Below are 18,129 nucleotides of genomic sequence, written 5' to 3'. Positions count from 1 at the left end.
TTTTTTAATTTTAGTTTGGTTAAGTTAGAAAGGGCGCACGGTGGATGCCTTGACACTAGGAGTCGATGAAGGACGGGACTAACGCCGATATGCTTCGGGGAGCTGTAAGTAAGCTTTGATCCGAAGATTTCCGAATGGGGAAACCCACCATACGTAATGGTATGGTATCCTTACCTGAATACATAGGGTAAGGAAGACAGACCCAGGGAACTGAAACATCTAAGTACCTGGAGGAAGAGAAAGCAAATGCGATTTCCTGAGTAGCGGCGAGCGAAACGGAACATAGCCCAAACCAAGAGGCTTGCCTCTTGGGGTTGTAGGACATTCTATACGGAGTTACAAAGGAACGAGGTAGACGAAGCGACCTGGAAAGGTCCGTCGTAGAGGGTAACAACCCCGTAGTCGAAACTTCGTTCTCTCTTGAATGTATCCTGAGTACGGCGGAACACGTGAAATTCCGTCGGAATCTGGGAGGACCATCTCCCAAGGCTAAATACTCCCTAGTGATCGATAGTGAACCAGTACCGTGAGGGAAAGGTGAAAAGCACCCCGGAAGGGGAGTGAAAGAGATCCTGAAACCGTGTGCCTACAAATAGTCAGAGCCCGTTAATGGGTGATGGCGTGCCTTTTGTAGAATGAACCGGCGAGTTACGATCCCGTGCGAGGTTAAGCTGAAGAGGCGGAGCCGCAGCGAAAGCGAGTCTGAATAGGGCGTTTAGTACGTGGTCGTAGACCCGAAACCAGGTGATCTACCCATGTCCAGGGTGAAGTTCAGGTAACACTGAATGGAGGCCCGAACCCACGCACGTTGAAAAGTGCGGGGATGAGGTGTGGGTAGCGGAGAAATTCCAATCGAACCTGGAGATAGCTGGTTCTCCCCGAAATAGCTTTAGGGCTAGCCTTAAGTGTAAGAGTCTTGGAGGTAGAGCACTGATTGAACTAGGGGTCCTCATCGGATTACCGAATTCAGTCAAACTCCGAATGCCAATGACTTATCCTTAGGAGTCAGACTGCGAGTGATAAGATCCGTAGTCAAGAGGGAAACAGCCCAGATCGCCAGCTAAGGTCCCAAAGTGTGTATTAAGTGGAAAAGGATGTGGAGTTGCTTAGACAACTAGGATGTTGGCTTAGAAGCAGCCACCATTTAAAGAGTGCGTAATAGCTCACTAGTCGAGTGACTCTGCGCCGAAAATGTACCGGGGCTAAATACACCACCGAAGCTGCGAATTGATACCAATGGTATCAGTGGTAGGGGAGCGTTCTAAGTGCAGTGAAGTCAGACCGGAAGGACTGGTGGAGCGCTTAGAAGTGAGAATGCCGGTATGAGTAGCGAAAGACGGGTGAGAATCCCGTCCACCGAATGCCTAAGGTTTCCTGAGGAAGGCTCGTCCGCTCAGGGTTAGTCAGGACCTAAGCCGAGGCCGACAGGCGTAGGCGATGGACAACAGGTTGATATTCCTGTACCACCTCTTTATCGTTTGAGCAATGGAGGGACGCAGAAGGATAGAAGAAGCGTGCGATTGGTTGTGCACGTCCAAGCAGTTAGGCTGATAAGTAGGCAAATCCGCTTATCGTGAAGGCTGAGCTGTGATGGGGAAGCTCCTTATGGAGCGAAGTCTTTGATTCCCCGCTGCCAAGAAAAGCTTCTAGCGAGATAAAAGGTGCCTGTACCGCAAACCGACACAGGTAGGCGAGGAGAGAATCCTAAGGTGTGCGAGAGAACTCTGGTTAAGGAACTCGGCAAAATGACCCCGTAACTTCGGGAGAAGGGGTGCTTTCTTAACGGAAAGCCGCAGTGAATAGGCCCAAGCGACTGTTTAGCAAAAACACAGGTCTCTGCGAAGCCGTAAGGCGAAGTATAGGGGCTGACACCTGCCCGGTGCTGGAAGGTTAAGGAGAGGGGTTAGCGTAAGCGAAGCTCTGAACTGAAGCCCCAGTAAACGGCGGCCGTAACTATAACGGTCCTAAGGTAGCGAAATTCCTTGTCGGGTAAGTTCCGACCCGCACGAAAGGTGTAACGATTTGGGCACTGTCTCAACCAGAGACTCGGTGAAATTATAGTACCTGTGAAGATGCAGGTTACCCGCGACAGGACGGAAAGACCCCGTGGAGCTTTACTGTAGCCTGATATTGAATTTTGGTACATTTTGTACAGGATAGGCGGGAGCCATTGAAACCGGAGCGCTAGCTTCGGTGGAGGCGCTGGTGGGATACCGCCCTGAATGTATTGAAATTCTAACCTACGGGTCTTATCGACCCGGGAGACAGTGTCAGGTGGGCAGTTTGACTGGGGCGGTCGCCTCCTAAAGTGTAACGGAGGCGCCCAAAGGTTCCCTCAGAATGGTTGGAAATCATTCGTAGAGTGCAAAGGCATAAGGGAGCTTGACTGCGAGACCTACAAGTCGAGCAGGGACGAAAGTCGGGCTTAGTGATCCGGTGGTTCCGCATGGAAGGGCCATCGCTCAACGGATAAAAGCTACCCCGGGGATAACAGGCTTATCTCCCCCAAGAGTCCACATCGACGGGGAGGTTTGGCACCTCGATGTCGGCTCATCGCATCCTGGGGCTGTAGTCGGTCCCAAGGGTTGGGCTGTTCGCCCATTAAAGCGGTACGCGAGCTGGGTTCAGAACGTCGTGAGACAGTTCGGTCCCTATCCGTCGTGGGCGTAGGAAATTTGAGAGGAGCTGTCCTTAGTACGAGAGGACCGGGATGGACGCACCGCTGGTGTACCAGTTGTTCTGCCAAGGGCATAGCTGGGTAGCTATGTGCGGAAGGGATAAGTGCTGAAAGCATCTAAGCATGAAGCCCCCCTCAAGATGAGATTTCCCATAGCGTAAGCTAGTAAGATCCCTGAAAGATGATCAGGTTGATAGGTTCGAGGTGGAAGCATGGTGACATGTGGAGCTGACGAATACTAATAGATCGAGGACTTAACCATATAATATGAAGCAAATGTTATCTAGTTTTGAAGGAATATGCCTTCATAGTTTGGTGATGATGGCAGAGAGGTCACACCCGTTCCCATACCGAACACGGAAGTTAAGCTCTCTAGCGCCGATGGTAGTTGGGACCTTGTCCCTGTGAGAGTAGGACGTCGCCAAGCAACTTTAAGACGAGTCAGAATGACTCGTCTTTTTTGTGTTTTAAACTTCTTATCAGCTTCAAGTAAGTATCCGTATTCTTTTGATCCCCTCATATTCATTTTCTTTCATCATTTTTGATGTGTAGTTTAAGATTTTCTATTCTATTTTTTGTAGAAGCAATCTATCGGTGTGTTAAAATAGTACAGTTGTTTTTTGAGGTACCTTAATATAGGGAGATTTAAAATTTTTTAAGGAGATAATATGAAAAAGATAGGTGTAATTACTATAGTAGTTTTATTCCTTCTAGCAATTACTTATATGTTAGTCGGGAATTATTTTTATAATTATGCGTTGAATGCGAAACAAGAGAAAGAGTTTTTAGAGGATAATCCTCACTTAGTAGAAACTGTGAATGCATCGGGAGTTGTGTTCGCTACAAATGAAGAAAAGGATGCGAACTTTGTATCAAATCATAAACCTAATAAACAAAACATAAATTCTTTCGATAAGTTGAAATTAACAGGTTATGAATATATGAATGAACAATCTAGCCATAAATGGGCAATTGTAGTTCATGGATATGATAGTAGGGCATCGAAAATGACGAAATATATCCGGAACTTTTATGAACAAGGATATAACGTTATAGCACCAGACCTTCGTGGGCATGGAAATAGTGAAGGTGATTATATAGGGATGGGCTGGCATGATCGTAAAGATATTTTGATTTGGATTCAACAAATTGTAAAGAAAGACCCTAATGCTGAAATAGCACTCTTTGGTGTTTCAATGGGCGCGGCAACTGTAATGATGACTTCAGGTGAAGAGTTACCTTCTAACGTTAAAGTTATTATTGAAGATTGTGGATACTCAACTGTTATTGATGAATTTACTTATCAATTAAACGATTTATTCCACTTGCCGAAGTTTCCTGTTATGAATGCGGCAAATACAGTTACAAAATTAAGAGCTGGATATGATTTAGAAGAAGCTTCAGCTATAAAACAAGTGGCAAAAAGTAAAACACCTATGCTATTTATTCATGGGGATGCTGATACATTTGTTCCTTATGAAATGTTAGATGAAGTATATAATGCTGCAAAAGTAGAAAAAGAGAAATTAATTGTTCCAGGTGCTGGACATGGAGAAGCCGAGAAGGTAGATTCGAATAAATATTGGAATACCGTATGGAAGTTCGTGGGGAGATACATTCCAGCGTAATTAGATTGTTTTAGATTTGTATATACGATAATCAGAAGAAAATGTTTTTATACTTTTGATTATCGTTTTTTCTATTTAAAAACTTATTTTAGTTTGTAGTATATAAGGTTTGAAGCATAAATTTTTGAATTCCTTATTGCCAGTGCTACAATAATTGAAAACTACATGTTAATGAGGTGTTTCTATGAAAATTGAAGTATGGTCAGATTTTGTATGCCCATTTTGTTATATTGGGAAACGTAGATTAGAAATGGCTTTAGAGCAATTTCCGCATAAGAAGGATGTTGAAGTGGAGTTTAAAAGTTTTGAATTAGACCAAAATGCTCCAATCTATTCTGGAACAAGTATTAATGAAGTACTTGCATCAAAGTACGGAATTAGTATTGAAGAAGCTAAGCGTAATAATGTACAACTAGGAAGTCATGCAGCTAGTATGGGTTTAAGTTTTAATTTTGATGAGATGAAGCCGACGAACACTTTTGATGCGCATCGTCTAGCTAAATTTGCAAAGGATCAAGGGAAAGAAAAAGAGATTACGGAAAATCTACTTTTTGCATATTTCACTGAATCGAGAAATTTAAGTGATGTGGATACGCTTGCTACTATTGCTGAAGCTTCAGGTTTAGATAAGCAAGAAGCTTTACGTGTTATTAATGATAAAGGTGCATATGCAAATGATGTTAGAATTGATGAAGCGATTGCTCAGCAATATCAAATTTCAGGAGTACCTTATTTTATTATTAATCAAAAGTATGCTATTTCAGGTGCGCAACCACTCGAAACTTTTGTCGGTGCACTTCAACAAGTGTGGGAAGAAGAGAATCCAGCACCTAAGTTACAAGAGCTTTCTTCAGAGGGTGGAAGCGATATGTCTTGTACGGATGAAAGTTGTTCGATACCTTCAAAAGAACAATAGTTTTTATGAAGGAATAGCAACCCATAGAGTATTTTATGGGTTGCTTATCTATTCTTATAGAAGAGGTATATAAATAGATAATTTAATAACGTAAATAGGATTTATAAAAAATGAAGTTTTTTTATAAAAACATATTGACGGTTGTATCTTAGAGGTGTAATATAGAACAAGTCGCCGATGCAATAACGCAGAACGCGGCAAACGAAATGGAAAACTTAGTTGACATTGAAACATGAAGATGTTAACATAAGGGAGTCGCAAATGAGCGACCGAGTAGTTCTTTGAAAACTGAACGAAACAAACAACGTGAAACGTCAATTTTTATTTTTAGATGCTAGACAAACTAACTTTATTGGAGAGTTTGATCCTGGCTCAGGATGAACGCTGGCGGCGTGCCTAATACATGCAAGTCGAGCGAATGGATTGAGAGCTTGCTCTCAAGAAGTTAGCGGCGGACGGGTGAGTAACACGTGGGTAACCTGCCCATAAGACTGGGATAACTCCGGGAAACCGGGGCTAATACCGGATAACATTTTGAACTGCATGGTTCGAAATTGAAAGGCGGCTTCGGCTGTCACTTATGGATGGACCCGCGTCGCATTAGCTAGTTGGTGAGGTAACGGCTCACCAAGGCAACGATGCGTAGCCGACCTGAGAGGGTGATCGGCCACACTGGGACTGAGACACGGCCCAGACTCCTACGGGAGGCAGCAGTAGGGAATCTTCCGCAATGGACGAAAGTCTGACGGAGCAACGCCGCGTGAGTGATGAAGGCTTTCGGGTCGTAAAACTCTGTTGTTAGGGAAGAACAAGTGCTAGTTGAATAAGCTGGCACCTTGACGGTACCTAACCAGAAAGCCACGGCTAACTACGTGCCAGCAGCCGCGGTAATACGTAGGTGGCAAGCGTTATCCGGAATTATTGGGCGTAAAGCGCGCGCAGGTGGTTTCTTAAGTCTGATGTGAAAGCCCACGGCTCAACCGTGGAGGGTCATTGGAAACTGGGAGACTTGAGTGCAGAAGAGGAAAGTGGAATTCCATGTGTAGCGGTGAAATGCGTAGAGATATGGAGGAACACCAGTGGCGAAGGCGACTTTCTGGTCTGTAACTGACACTGAGGCGCGAAAGCGTGGGGAGCAAACAGGATTAGATACCCTGGTAGTCCACGCCGTAAACGATGAGTGCTAAGTGTTAGAGGGTTTCCGCCCTTTAGTGCTGAAGTTAACGCATTAAGCACTCCGCCTGGGGAGTACGGCCGCAAGGCTGAAACTCAAAGGAATTGACGGGGGCCCGCACAAGCGGTGGAGCATGTGGTTTAATTCGAAGCAACGCGAAGAACCTTACCAGGTCTTGACATCCTCTGAAAATCCTAGAGATAGGGCTTCTCCTTCGGGAGCAGAGTGACAGGTGGTGCATGGTTGTCGTCAGCTCGTGTCGTGAGATGTTGGGTTAAGTCCCGCAACGAGCGCAACCCTTGATCTTAGTTGCCATCATTAAGTTGGGCACTCTAAGGTGACTGCCGGTGACAAACCGGAGGAAGGTGGGGATGACGTCAAATCATCATGCCCCTTATGACCTGGGCTACACACGTGCTACAATGGACGGTACAAAGAGCTGCAAGACCGCGAGGTGGAGCTAATCTCATAAAACCGTTCTCAGTTCGGATTGTAGGCTGCAACTCGCCTACATGAAGCTGGAATCGCTAGTAATCGCGGATCAGCATGCCGCGGTGAATACGTTCCCGGGCCTTGTACACACCGCCCGTCACACCACGAGAGTTTGTAACACCCGAAGTCGGTGGGGTAACCTTTATGGAGCCAGCCGCCTAAGGTGGGACAGATGATTGGGGTGAAGTCGTAACAAGGTAGCCGTATCGGAAGGTGCGGCTGGATCACCTCCTTTCTATGGAGAATTGATGAACGCTGTTCATCAATATAAGTTTCCGTGTTTCGTTTTGTTCAGTTTTGAGAGAACTATCTCTCATATATAAATGTATGTTCTTTGAAAACTAGATAACAGTGTAGCTCATATTTTTTTAATTTTAGTTTGGTTAAGTTAGAAAGGGCGCACGGTGGATGCCTTGACACTAGGAGTCGATGAAGGACGGGACTAACGCCGATATGCTTCGGGGAGCTGTAAGTAAGCTTTGATCCGAAGATTTCCGAATGGGGAAACCCACCATACGTAATGGTATGGTATCCTTACCTGAATACATAGGGTAAGGAAGACAGACCCAGGGAACTGAAACATCTAAGTACCTGGAGGAAGAGAAAGCAAATGCGATTTCCTGAGTAGCGGCGAGCGAAACGGAACATAGCCCAAACCAAGAGGCTTGCCTCTTGGGGTTGTAGGACATTCTATACGGAGTTACAAAGGAACGAGGTAGACGAAGCGACCTGGAAAGGTCCGTCGTAGAGGGTAACAACCCCGTAGTCGAAACTTCGTTCTCTCTTGAATGTATCCTGAGTACGGCGGAACACGTGAAATTCCGTCGGAATCTGGGAGGACCATCTCCCAAGGCTAAATACTCCCTAGTGATCGATAGTGAACCAGTACCGTGAGGGAAAGGTGAAAAGCACCCCGGAAGGGGAGTGAAAGAGATCCTGAAACCGTGTGCCTACAAATAGTCAGAGCCCGTTAATGGGTGATGGCGTGCCTTTTGTAGAATGAACCGGCGAGTTACGATCCCGTGCGAGGTTAAGCTGAAGAGGCGGAGCCGCAGCGAAAGCGAGTCTGAATAGGGCGTTTAGTACGTGGTCGTAGACCCGAAACCAGGTGATCTACCCATGTCCAGGGTGAAGTTCAGGTAACACTGAATGGAGGCCCGAACCCACGCACGTTGAAAAGTGCGGGGATGAGGTGTGGGTAGCGGAGAAATTCCAATCGAACCTGGAGATAGCTGGTTCTCCCCGAAATAGCTTTAGGGCTAGCCTTAAGTGTAAGAGTCTTGGAGGTAGAGCACTGATTGAACTAGGGGTCCTCATCGGATTACCGAATTCAGTCAAACTCCGAATGCCAATGACTTATCCTTAGGAGTCAGACTGCGAGTGATAAGATCCGTAGTCAAGAGGGAAACAGCCCAGATCGCCAGCTAAGGTCCCAAAGTGTGTATTAAGTGGAAAAGGATGTGGAGTTGCTTAGACAACTAGGATGTTGGCTTAGAAGCAGCCACCATTTAAAGAGTGCGTAATAGCTCACTAGTCGAGTGACTCTGCGCCGAAAATGTACCGGGGCTAAATACACCACCGAAGCTGCGAATTGATACCAATGGTATCAGTGGTAGGGGAGCGTTCTAAGTGCAGTGAAGTCAGACCGGAAGGACTGGTGGAGCGCTTAGAAGTGAGAATGCCGGTATGAGTAGCGAAAGACGGGTGAGAATCCCGTCCACCGAATGCCTAAGGTTTCCTGAGGAAGGCTCGTCCGCTCAGGGTTAGTCAGGACCTAAGCCGAGGCCGACAGGCGTAGGCGATGGACAACAGGTTGATATTCCTGTACCACCTCTTTATCGTTTGAGCAATGGAGGGACGCAGAAGGATAGAAGAAGCGTGCGATTGGTTGTGCACGTCCAAGCAGTTAGGCTGATAAGTAGGCAAATCCGCTTATCGTGAAGGCTGAGCTGTGATGGGGAAGCTCCTTATGGAGCGAAGTCTTTGATTCCCCGCTGCCAAGAAAAGCTTCTAGCGAGATAAAAGGTGCCTGTACCGCAAACCGACACAGGTAGGCGAGGAGAGAATCCTAAGGTGTGCGAGAGAACTCTGGTTAAGGAACTCGGCAAAATGACCCCGTAACTTCGGGAGAAGGGGTGCTTTCTTAACGGAAAGCCGCAGTGAATAGGCCCAAGCGACTGTTTAGCAAAAACACAGGTCTCTGCGAAGCCGTAAGGCGAAGTATAGGGGCTGACACCTGCCCGGTGCTGGAAGGTTAAGGAGAGGGGTTAGCGTAAGCGAAGCTCTGAACTGAAGCCCCAGTAAACGGCGGCCGTAACTATAACGGTCCTAAGGTAGCGAAATTCCTTGTCGGGTAAGTTCCGACCCGCACGAAAGGTGTAACGATTTGGGCACTGTCTCAACCAGAGACTCGGTGAAATTATAGTACCTGTGAAGATGCAGGTTACCCGCGACAGGACGGAAAGACCCCGTGGAGCTTTACTGTAGCCTGATATTGAATTTTGGTACATTTTGTACAGGATAGGCGGGAGCCATTGAAACCGGAGCGCTAGCTTCGGTGGAGGCGCTGGTGGGATACCGCCCTGAATGTATTGAAATTCTAACCTACGGGTCTTATCGACCCGGGAGACAGTGTCAGGTGGGCAGTTTGACTGGGGCGGTCGCCTCCTAAAGTGTAACGGAGGCGCCCAAAGGTTCCCTCAGAATGGTTGGAAATCATTCGTAGAGTGCAAAGGCATAAGGGAGCTTGACTGCGAGACCTACAAGTCGAGCAGGGACGAAAGTCGGGCTTAGTGATCCGGTGGTTCCGCATGGAAGGGCCATCGCTCAACGGATAAAAGCTACCCCGGGGATAACAGGCTTATCTCCCCCAAGAGTCCACATCGACGGGGAGGTTTGGCACCTCGATGTCGGCTCATCGCATCCTGGGGCTGTAGTCGGTCCCAAGGGTTGGGCTGTTCGCCCATTAAAGCGGTACGCGAGCTGGGTTCAGAACGTCGTGAGACAGTTCGGTCCCTATCCGTCGTGGGCGTAGGAAATTTGAGAGGAGCTGTCCTTAGTACGAGAGGACCGGGATGGACGCACCGCTGGTGTACCAGTTGTTCTGCCAAGGGCATAGCTGGGTAGCTATGTGCGGAAGGGATAAGTGCTGAAAGCATCTAAGCATGAAGCCCCCCTCAAGATGAGATTTCCCATAGCGTAAGCTAGTAAGATCCCTGAAAGATGATCAGGTTGATAGGTTCGAGGTGGAAGCATGGTGACATGTGGAGCTGACGAATACTAATAGATCGAGGACTTAACCATATAATATGAAGCAATGTTATCTAGTTTTGAAGGAATATGCCTTCATAGTTTGGTGATGATGGCAGAGAGGTCACACCCGTTCCCATACCGAACACGGAAGTTAAGCTCTCTAGCGCCGATGGTAGTTGGGACCTTGTCCCTGTGAGAGTAGGACGTCGCCAAGCAACTTTAAGACGAGTCAGAATGACTCGTCTTTTTTGTATGCTTTCATACCTCTGTTAATTGCCTGCTTAACTCCTTCTAAATAGGCGAATCCATGCCTTTTATCTGGTTCTAAGTAAGTACCTTCTGCCCATTCATTCCACGCATTAATAAATAAAAACTCGCTGTTGTAAAGAGAATAGGTACGCTGGATTTGTTTGCTTAAATATATCGTGAACTTCTTAGGGGTAGAACCTAGGAAGATGCTGCTATTTAAGTCTTTGCGGCGTGCTGTATTGTCCCAGTCAACAAAGGCACCAGGAAATGTTTTTTTCTCTGGAGGAGATCGTTTTAGTATATACATCCACACTTTATCATAATCCCAAGCGTTTATTTGTTTACCAGACTCATATATTGTCTTATTTATGTCTGAAGAGCTATCATGAGCAATTGTATAAAAAGGCTCGAATTCAATGCTAGCATCAAATCCATTTATATTAGGAAGTGGAAAGCTGTTTAATGTTTCTGCAAAGTATATACCTTTCAAACCATTTTCTTGTGCGAGTGTATTCCAATAATGAAGCATTTGTTCACAATGAGGGATATGCCCGGGACGATAAATAATGAATAGTGGTTTATCGTCTATACGGATATATCTCTCATCTTGGAAAGCTTGCAATAAATACTCAAAGTGTTCTTTCCAATCCGATAATTCTCCATAATTTTGAGGCATTAATATGTGACTATCAAGACCATCCCAAGTTTTCGTCCACGGTTCATTTGCCCAAGAAAGGCAAAATGGAAAATCTGGTTCGCCCGTCTTAAGTACCTCATTAAAGGGTGCCTCCAATAACCTCTTCCCTTTAAACCAGTAATGGTAATAACAAAAACCATATATGCCATGAGCTTTGGCGATTTCTGCTTGCCATTTTCTTACGGATGGGGTGGTTAAGTCATAATAAAAATCTTGATAAGGTTCTCTAGGTTGGTAATGTCCTGAAAATAAAGGTCGTGCACTTTTAGTATTTGTCCATTCAGTAAACCCTTTCCCCCACCATCGGTCATTTTCTTTTATTTGATGAAACTGTGGTAAGTAAAAAGCGATTATTTTCAAGATATATCCCCCTTATGTTGTTCGTAGTTCAAGTGGTGGGAAGTTACTTTTGATTTTTCGAATCTAGTTAAAGTATGAGATATGTTATTTACTTACTGTGTTTATGCTGCATAATGAATTCTTTTGTACAGTTTGCTTGATATGGAAATCTTTGATGATTTAATATATACGGCTGAGATACAAAATGGTCTTCATTATACAATGAGCGAAAAGAGTTAATCTTTTTGGAGAACAAATAGAGCTTGGGGTAACCGGTTTGTATCATCAAAAAAATCCCGTAGCTTTAAATACTTCTCATAGTGATTTTTAATATAAGTTCTAGGTATAACGGTTTCTCCATAGAAGCTACTATTTCTAACGTCTCCAGCTCCCGTAGGGCTGTGGACAAAATTGCCGCTTTCATAATCCGAGATAGCACGATTTATATCTGGAAACGCTTGAGATAAAGTTTTATGCCACCCGGTTTGAATTAATTCAGGGTGTTCCTTGAATTGTTGGCAGAAATCGAGAAAATAGCGTGCTTGTGTTGTGGCGATGAAGATGCCACCTGGACGAAGAATTCTTGAAAATTCCTTTATCCAATTTTCTGCTGTTTCTTCGGATAAATGTGAGAATACAGAATAAGCGAATATGATATCTAATGAATTGTCATTAATAAATTCTACAGGAGGTTGTGGGGGAGCTACTTTATACCTACCTCTTCCTAACGTTTCGTTGCAAAGGTTAATCATTGCAGGATCTACATCAATACCAAGTAAATTTTTATGGCGAACATCTTTGAAAAAGAAACGTATAATTCTTCCCCATCCGCAACCAAAATCTAAAATTTTACGTTCGTTATTCAAGGGAACACCTAAGTTTTGGGCATATGTTTTGACATGGCTATAAAACAAATATGCTTCATAAAGAGCATGTTCATAGGAAGCACCTACAAACTGTTGTTGAATTTCTTCAGGGGGGAACATAGGTACTGGGATGCCGTTTATCTTTGTTTGTGAGCAACTTTGTATAAATAGATTTAGAAGTTCAACATCAGAAAGCGGGCTAACAAGGTTATCAAAATCATTTCCTAACTTGAAGTTATTCATTTGTTAACCTCCAAATTATATAGTACCTAAAAATTATTTTCGTGTTTTTTACTAATAAAAACGTGTAGAAATTCAGCATCTAACCCCAGTGATCTATCCTTTTGTAAATAAACAATGGTATACATATTTGCATGTGTATAAATATATTCAATCATATCTTGACCCCAATCAAATGTTACTAAAGACCCGTTCTCATCAATAGGATTACCATGATAAATTGGCTCCGCAATATATTCGATTCCTTCTTTATTGATTCTTGCTCTTTGTAAAGTCTTTGTGAGTGTATGATACCAAGGGACAGTAAACACATGAGTACCGCCAGGCTTTAATACACGCTCTATTTCTTTAAGGGCTTTGTTTGGCTCCATTACATGTTCAAAGACATCTTGAGTAATGAACAAATCAAAAGATTCATTTTGGAAAGTCATATCTTCTAAGTTCTCACATCTAATTCCTTGAAAGTATTGGCCGAGAGGATAGTTTTTAAAGTATTGAGAATAAGTATAGTTTTTGCAGTTTTTTATAAGTAGCTGAGTTGTAATTCCCCCAGGAGAGGATTCGTGGATATGATAGGAACCCCATTTGGGAAAAAATGTATTTAAAACATGGATTATAGCTCGCTGCCTTGGTATAGAGTGGCATGTAGAACATAAGTAATGATCTCTAAGCCAATCATTCTGCTCTATAAATGTAGTTTCCTTCTCACAAATAACGCAATATCCATTATTGTGCTTCAAATTACCTTCCACATGACATCACTCCTGTGTAAAAAAATGCATATGACACACACGTCAACAATCAGTGAAATCAAAGAGAGTGGGTGGAAATTAGGGAACCCATAAAAGTGAGATTGGTAGAATGGAATAATTAGCGGGAGAGAACCCCTCGCTAATTAAAGTTTCACTTTATGCTATGCGATACATTCGCTTTTATTCATTGAAGAATGTATCGACTTAGAATATCCCTTTTGTGTACGGATACATTTCAAAGTCTTGTGCATATATTTCTGTAACTAACGCCATTGTTTCTTCATCATAAAAGCTTTCATATGTTGGAAAGCGAGGGAAGGTGGCATCTGTAATGCTGAGTTCTGCATAGCTTCCTGTATAAAGCATCTTATGAGCCCGATGATGATCTGAATTTGTAAGAAGCGCTAAATTGGATTTAATCAAATCGTACGTGTGTTCTATCTTGGTGATTTGTGTATTAAAATCTTCTAAAGGAATATAGTATTGGATAAAATTTTCTTCACCTGGAACGTATTGCTGACTAAAATGTATGTCCATTGCTAGGGAATTTGAACCCAATGCTCGAATGTAATATAAAAATTGTTTAAATGATACTCCACGGTTACTATATTTGTCATTATACAAATAGTGGCGGATATTTTCCCATTGAGGGCTAGCATATGGATTGTCAGCAAGTAATAAAAATGAGCTGACGGCCCTTTTGTAGGGATTCCGTACAAGTTTACAAACATCTTTATTTGCTGTTAGAAGCCCATTTTGTAACTCTGGTATGTAGTTAGTGTTGTTTTTATACACCCAGAATTCATAGTAATGAATAAAGTCATGGTATTTCTTTGCTTCATTAAACAATCCAATTTGAAAAAAGAACCAATTAGCTAAGGCGGTACATCCGCTTCTATGGCTCCAGAATAGTATAAGTGGAAAGTCTTTATGGAAATGTGGGATTCGATCTTTATGTAGGATTACATGATTTAAAAGCTCTTGATTTACACTCTTCATACATGTAGTCCTCCTTTTTGAAATTTTTATTTATGGAGAAGGGAAGTTTTTACTAATCCAATATATTCATGGGAATGAGTAAATAGTATGAGTGTTTTTTGCGGTCAGCTTAAATAAGATAGAGATTCTAAAAGGAAAATATAAAATAAAGATAATGAAAATTTATAAGGGGCATACAATTATAAGAGAATGAATAATAGAGGTGACCAAGTTCATTTAGTTGCATTTCTAGGTGTGATAAGCAAAAATCTTATTACTAGAGAGGATATTATGAGGAAGAATAATTATTTAATAGTAGGTGGAAATAGTTTCATTGGTATTAACCTCGCATTAGGTTTATTGAAACAAGGTCAAAATGTAAAAGTATTTTCCAGACATATAAATAATTTTCCTCAAAATATTATAAGTGATGTTGAATTTATTAAAGGTGATTTAGCAAATGTTGAAGATATATATAAAGCTTTAGTGAATGTGGATGTTATTATTTATTTAGCTGCAACGTCTAATGTAGCAACTTCAATTGAAGATGTTTTCGGAGATATAAACAGTAGCTTTTTTTTTCTTAACTTCATGGAAAGTGTTAAAAATTTTCCTGTTAAAAAAATTGTATTAGCATCTTCTGGAGGCACGGTTTACGGTGAACCGGAATATTTACCTATTGATGAGGAACATCCATTAAAACCACTTTCTCCTTATGGAATAACAAAAGTGTCGCTTGAAAATTACTTGTACTTTTATAAGAAAAAATACGGAATTGACTATGTTGTATGTAGATATTCTAATCCATATGGAAAATATCAAAATCCTTTAAAGAAAGTTGGGGCAATAAATTGTTTTTTGTATCAGCATCTCAGTAATGAAAAGATTAATATATATGGGAATCCACAAGAGATTATTCGAGATTATATTTATATCGATGATTTAGTTGAAATCACTATACAACTATCACAATTAAATTGTTTGAAATCTTGTGTGTATAACATAGGGAGCGGCAAGGGTCTCTCTTTAAAACGAATTATAGTAGAATTGGAGAAATTAACGGAAAGAAAAGTGGACTTTACCTGCTATAAACAAAGGCAAGAAAATGTTCAAAAAATCATTTTAAATATAGATAGAGTAAGACGAGAATGTAATTGGGAACCGAAAATAGATTTCAAAAGTGGAATTAGATTAAATAAGCTATGGATTGAAGAGTTCTTATATAGTAAAAAATAATAAGCCATGCCCTACTTTTGTATCAGTAGAGCGTGGTTTATTATTTTATTTCTTTTTTTATTACCCAAAGGTCTTGATGTTCCCACCAAAAACCTTCAGTGTATTTTTTGATGACAGGGTTATAGGGTAATAATTTAATTTTGTCACATACGTAAGAGGGACTAACGATCGTTTGCCCGTATTGATGAACATCTAAATCTAATTGTTCACTAGAAGGGAGAAACCAATAACCCTGTTTATTTAAATCTGGAAAGCTGAAGTACTTTGTACTTTGATAACCATGAGTTGTGAAAATGAGTAAGCCTTCAGGAGAAACAGCATTATACAATGTTTGAAGCCAACGAAACCAAGTTGTATCAGGCATATGAGAAAAAAAGGATAGACAAAAGACGATATCATACGTAGACGAGGCCAATTTTACTTGTTCAGGTTCAGGGTGAGATAAGATAGAAGAAGTATTTAATGCGTTTTCAATAAAAGTAATAGCCTCTTCATGTATATCACAGGTAGTTATACTTAAGTTCGTTTGTAGGTTTAATAAATGACGTGTTACGCAGCCATATCCGGATGCGAATTCTAATAATTTTATTGGAGTGTCTATAGGAGGATAAAAGGAAGTAATTAAATCTAAGAGTGTTTCTGCGGATTTTCTCCCATCTTGAAAATAATAATCTATCGCTTCTTTTTTAGATGGGAAGACTGGATTAGTGACAAGGAATTGAAAGATATGATCCTCTGGATGGATACTTGCATTTACATTGTAGTTGTGTGCAATTTGAGAAAGCAAATCTTTATTTACTTCTATAAATTCTTTCAATGATTAACCCCCCTTAAATGATAGTAACGTCTTACAAGAGATACTGATGGCGAAGAAAATATATCATTCAATCTTCAAATATGCTTTAAGATACTTTCTATATGTGTACATTTTCTTTTTTGAAATGTCGTCGATAGTAAAGGTTTCTTTAATGAAATTCTGCATTTGTACAACTTCACTGTAATGGGAATATGAATCTTCTGTTCTCGTTACGCTATTTGTATGTCGTCTATGATAGTTTATCGGTTTTGGATTGAAATAAATGTTACCCTCTTTAAGAATAGAAACATAGAAAAACCAATCACCAGCTACTTTAAACTTTTCTAATTGTTTTGCTGTTGTTTTCATGTCTATGTTTTTAAAAACTACACTTGAGGCATTAGGTATCGTGTTTTTGATAAGTAACGTATCTTGTATTTCATCTATCCCTTTTCGGAAATAAGGACGCTGCCATTTTTCTTTATCAATATCATTTGTGTAATCCAAATAATGATTGGCCAGGATATTTCCCTGTTCATCTATTTGTTTTGATTGTGTGTAGCTTAAGGTAACATTATTATTTATATGAAACCCTTGTATTACTTCTTCTAAAAATGTCTGATCACATAAGTCATCAGCCTCTGCAATCCAAATATAATCACCGGTTGCTGCAGAGACGCCTTTTATCCATTGTTTAAATACAGAACCAGAGTTTGTATCATTAATAATCTGCTGAACTTTTAGGTGAGGCTTATTTTCGTTTGAGAGCAGCTGTTCAAATATAGATACGCTATTGTCAGTAGAGGCATCGTCTAGGAAAATTAGTTCGTAAAGGGGATAGGTTTGGTTTAATATGGATTTAACTCGGTCAGGTAAGTATTTTTCGTAATTATAGTTTGGTATGATTACGCTTATTTTTTTGTAATTATGATCAAGTAGGTTTAACAGTTGATAAATGTAATGAAGAAAGTTGAAATCTTTTTCAATAAGCTCTTGGCCAAAGCGTCCTTTTTGTAATCGTAAGTCTTCATCTCCAATAAATTCATATATTCTTTCCAGCACCTGCGGTAAATTTAAAAAGTCTACTAAGGCGCCAGTTTGTTCCGTAACAACATCTTCAAAACCTCCAGCGTTTTTAAACCCTATAACAGGGACTTTTGTATCTAATGCTTCTAAAACAACGTTTGGAAAAGGATCTTCTCTTGAAGTTAATAAATATAAATCAGCCCCGGCGTTATATAAACCGATATCTGGAGTAGGCTCAACTAATGTGAAATGTGCTGTATATCTTGGGGATAGTGTGTTAAAGAAATGAACATCCGTTCTCCCGACCCAGATAAAATGAATATTCGTATGAACTTTTCTTACTGAGTAAGCAATAAGTGAGAATAAATCTATCCCTTTCCGATGATCAGCAAAACCTACTCCCAAAATGATTTTGCTATCTAGAGGCAGGTTGTGTTTTTTTCGTAATTCGCTTCTAGCTTTTGCAATATTGTTCTTATAAGGATTGTGGTTAAACAAGCCTTGAGGGAGGATGTGACATTTTTGATGATCTAATTGGGTGATTGTACGGAATTTTTCATACACGTACTGTGAAGGGAAGACAATTTTGTAAGCAAACTGGGCAATGTTTCTCGCTTTCCCCTCGGCAGAGTACTGTTGTATTAAATGCGGCAATTCATGTATTAATGAAATAACTTTTATATTGTGTTTAGCTAGTAATGCAACTATGTCACCACTTATGACGGTACTACATATGGCGATGGTATAGTCTTGTGATAGTAACTTCTTTATTAATAATTCGACCTTTTTTTCCGTTGGATAGTCTGCCTCT

Annotated in this window: 9 protein-coding genes and 5 rRNA genes (1 of these 14 only partly in view); 8 read left to right on the top strand and 6 right to left on the bottom strand. The window is 41.4% G+C overall.

Annotation, left to right across the window (positions count from 1 at the left end):
- Positions 1-17: 17 nt before the first annotated feature.
- From QEP67_RS26360 to rrf (QEP67_RS26330), 7 genes are all read left to right on the top strand, one after another.
- Positions 18-2,939, top strand: a 23S ribosomal RNA gene (locus QEP67_RS26360).
- Positions 2,940-2,988: 49 nt separating this feature from the next.
- Positions 2,989-3,104, top strand: a 5S ribosomal RNA gene (gene rrf, locus QEP67_RS26355).
- 241 nt (positions 3,105-3,345) lie between these two features.
- Positions 3,346-4,305, top strand: a complete 960-nt coding sequence (locus tag QEP67_RS26350) for an alpha/beta hydrolase (RefSeq protein WP_000719798.1) — start codon at positions 3,346-3,348, stop codon at positions 4,303-4,305.
- Positions 4,306-4,489: 184 nt separating this feature from the next.
- Complete coding sequence (locus tag QEP67_RS26345) at positions 4,490-5,221, top strand: DsbA family oxidoreductase (RefSeq protein WP_000687944.1); 732 nt, start codon at positions 4,490-4,492, stop codon at positions 5,219-5,221.
- Positions 5,222-5,570: 349 nt separating this feature from the next.
- Positions 5,571-7,122, top strand: a 16S ribosomal RNA gene (locus QEP67_RS26340).
- Positions 7,123-7,268: 146 nt separating this feature from the next.
- Positions 7,269-10,190: ribosomal RNA gene (locus QEP67_RS26335) — 23S ribosomal RNA — on the top strand.
- Between the two features lie 48 nt (positions 10,191-10,238).
- Positions 10,239-10,354, top strand: a 5S ribosomal RNA gene (gene rrf / locus QEP67_RS26330).
- Together the 16S, 23S and 5S rRNA genes form the textbook arrangement of a ribosomal RNA operon.
- Before the next feature lie 14 nt (positions 10,355-10,368).
- On the opposite strand, the gene QEP67_RS26325 is transcribed toward rrf (QEP67_RS26330), so the two are convergent.
- From QEP67_RS26325 to QEP67_RS26310, 4 genes are all read right to left on the bottom strand, one after another.
- The gene (locus tag QEP67_RS26325) at positions 10,369-11,445 is read right to left on the bottom strand and encodes a glycoside hydrolase family 99-like domain-containing protein (RefSeq protein WP_088091152.1); all 1,077 of its coding nucleotides are present in this window, start codon (positions 11,443-11,445) and stop codon (positions 10,369-10,371) included.
- 215 nt (positions 11,446-11,660) lie between these two features.
- Positions 11,661-12,533, bottom strand: a complete 873-nt coding sequence (locus tag QEP67_RS26320) for a class I SAM-dependent methyltransferase (protein ID WP_001058687.1) — start codon at positions 12,531-12,533, stop codon at positions 11,661-11,663.
- A 26-nt stretch (positions 12,534-12,559) separates the two neighbouring features.
- A complete protein-coding gene (locus QEP67_RS26315) occupies positions 12,560-13,282 on the bottom strand; it encodes a class I SAM-dependent methyltransferase (RefSeq protein ID WP_353706478.1) in 723 nt (240 codons plus the stop codon).
- A 204-nt stretch (positions 13,283-13,486) separates the two neighbouring features.
- On the bottom strand, positions 13,487-14,281 hold the full coding sequence (locus QEP67_RS26310; RefSeq protein WP_064460162.1) for a sulfotransferase family 2 domain-containing protein: 795 nt from the start codon (positions 14,279-14,281) through the stop codon (positions 13,487-13,489).
- 270 nt (positions 14,282-14,551) lie between these two features.
- On the opposite strand from QEP67_RS26310, the gene QEP67_RS26305 reads away from it, so the two are divergent.
- On the top strand, positions 14,552-15,496 hold the full coding sequence (locus tag QEP67_RS26305) for an NAD-dependent epimerase/dehydratase family protein (protein WP_002108867.1): 945 nt from the start codon (positions 14,552-14,554) through the stop codon (positions 15,494-15,496).
- 40 nt (positions 15,497-15,536) lie between these two features.
- On the opposite strand, the gene QEP67_RS26300 is transcribed toward QEP67_RS26305, so the two are convergent.
- Both QEP67_RS26300 and QEP67_RS26295 read right to left on the bottom strand, forming a co-directional pair.
- Positions 15,537-16,313, bottom strand: coding sequence for a class I SAM-dependent methyltransferase (locus QEP67_RS26300; RefSeq protein WP_000657510.1), 777 nt, complete (start codon positions 16,311-16,313; stop codon positions 15,537-15,539).
- 63 nt (positions 16,314-16,376) lie between these two features.
- Positions 16,377-18,129, bottom strand: partial view of a glycosyltransferase gene (locus QEP67_RS26295; RefSeq protein WP_000558380.1) — the 3' portion only. 182 nt of this gene lie beyond the right edge of the window; only the last 1,753 of its 1,935 coding nucleotides appear in the window; its start codon lies beyond the right edge, outside the window; the stop codon is at positions 16,377-16,379.

The sequence above is a fragment of the Bacillus cereus group sp. MS39 genome, assembly GCF_040448665.1.
In the GTDB taxonomy this organism is placed as follows: domain Bacteria; phylum Bacillota; class Bacilli; order Bacillales; family Bacillaceae_G; genus Bacillus_A; species Bacillus_A wiedmannii.
Note: the sequence above shows the minus strand (reverse complement) of the source record. Positions and strands in the feature narration are given on the sequence as shown.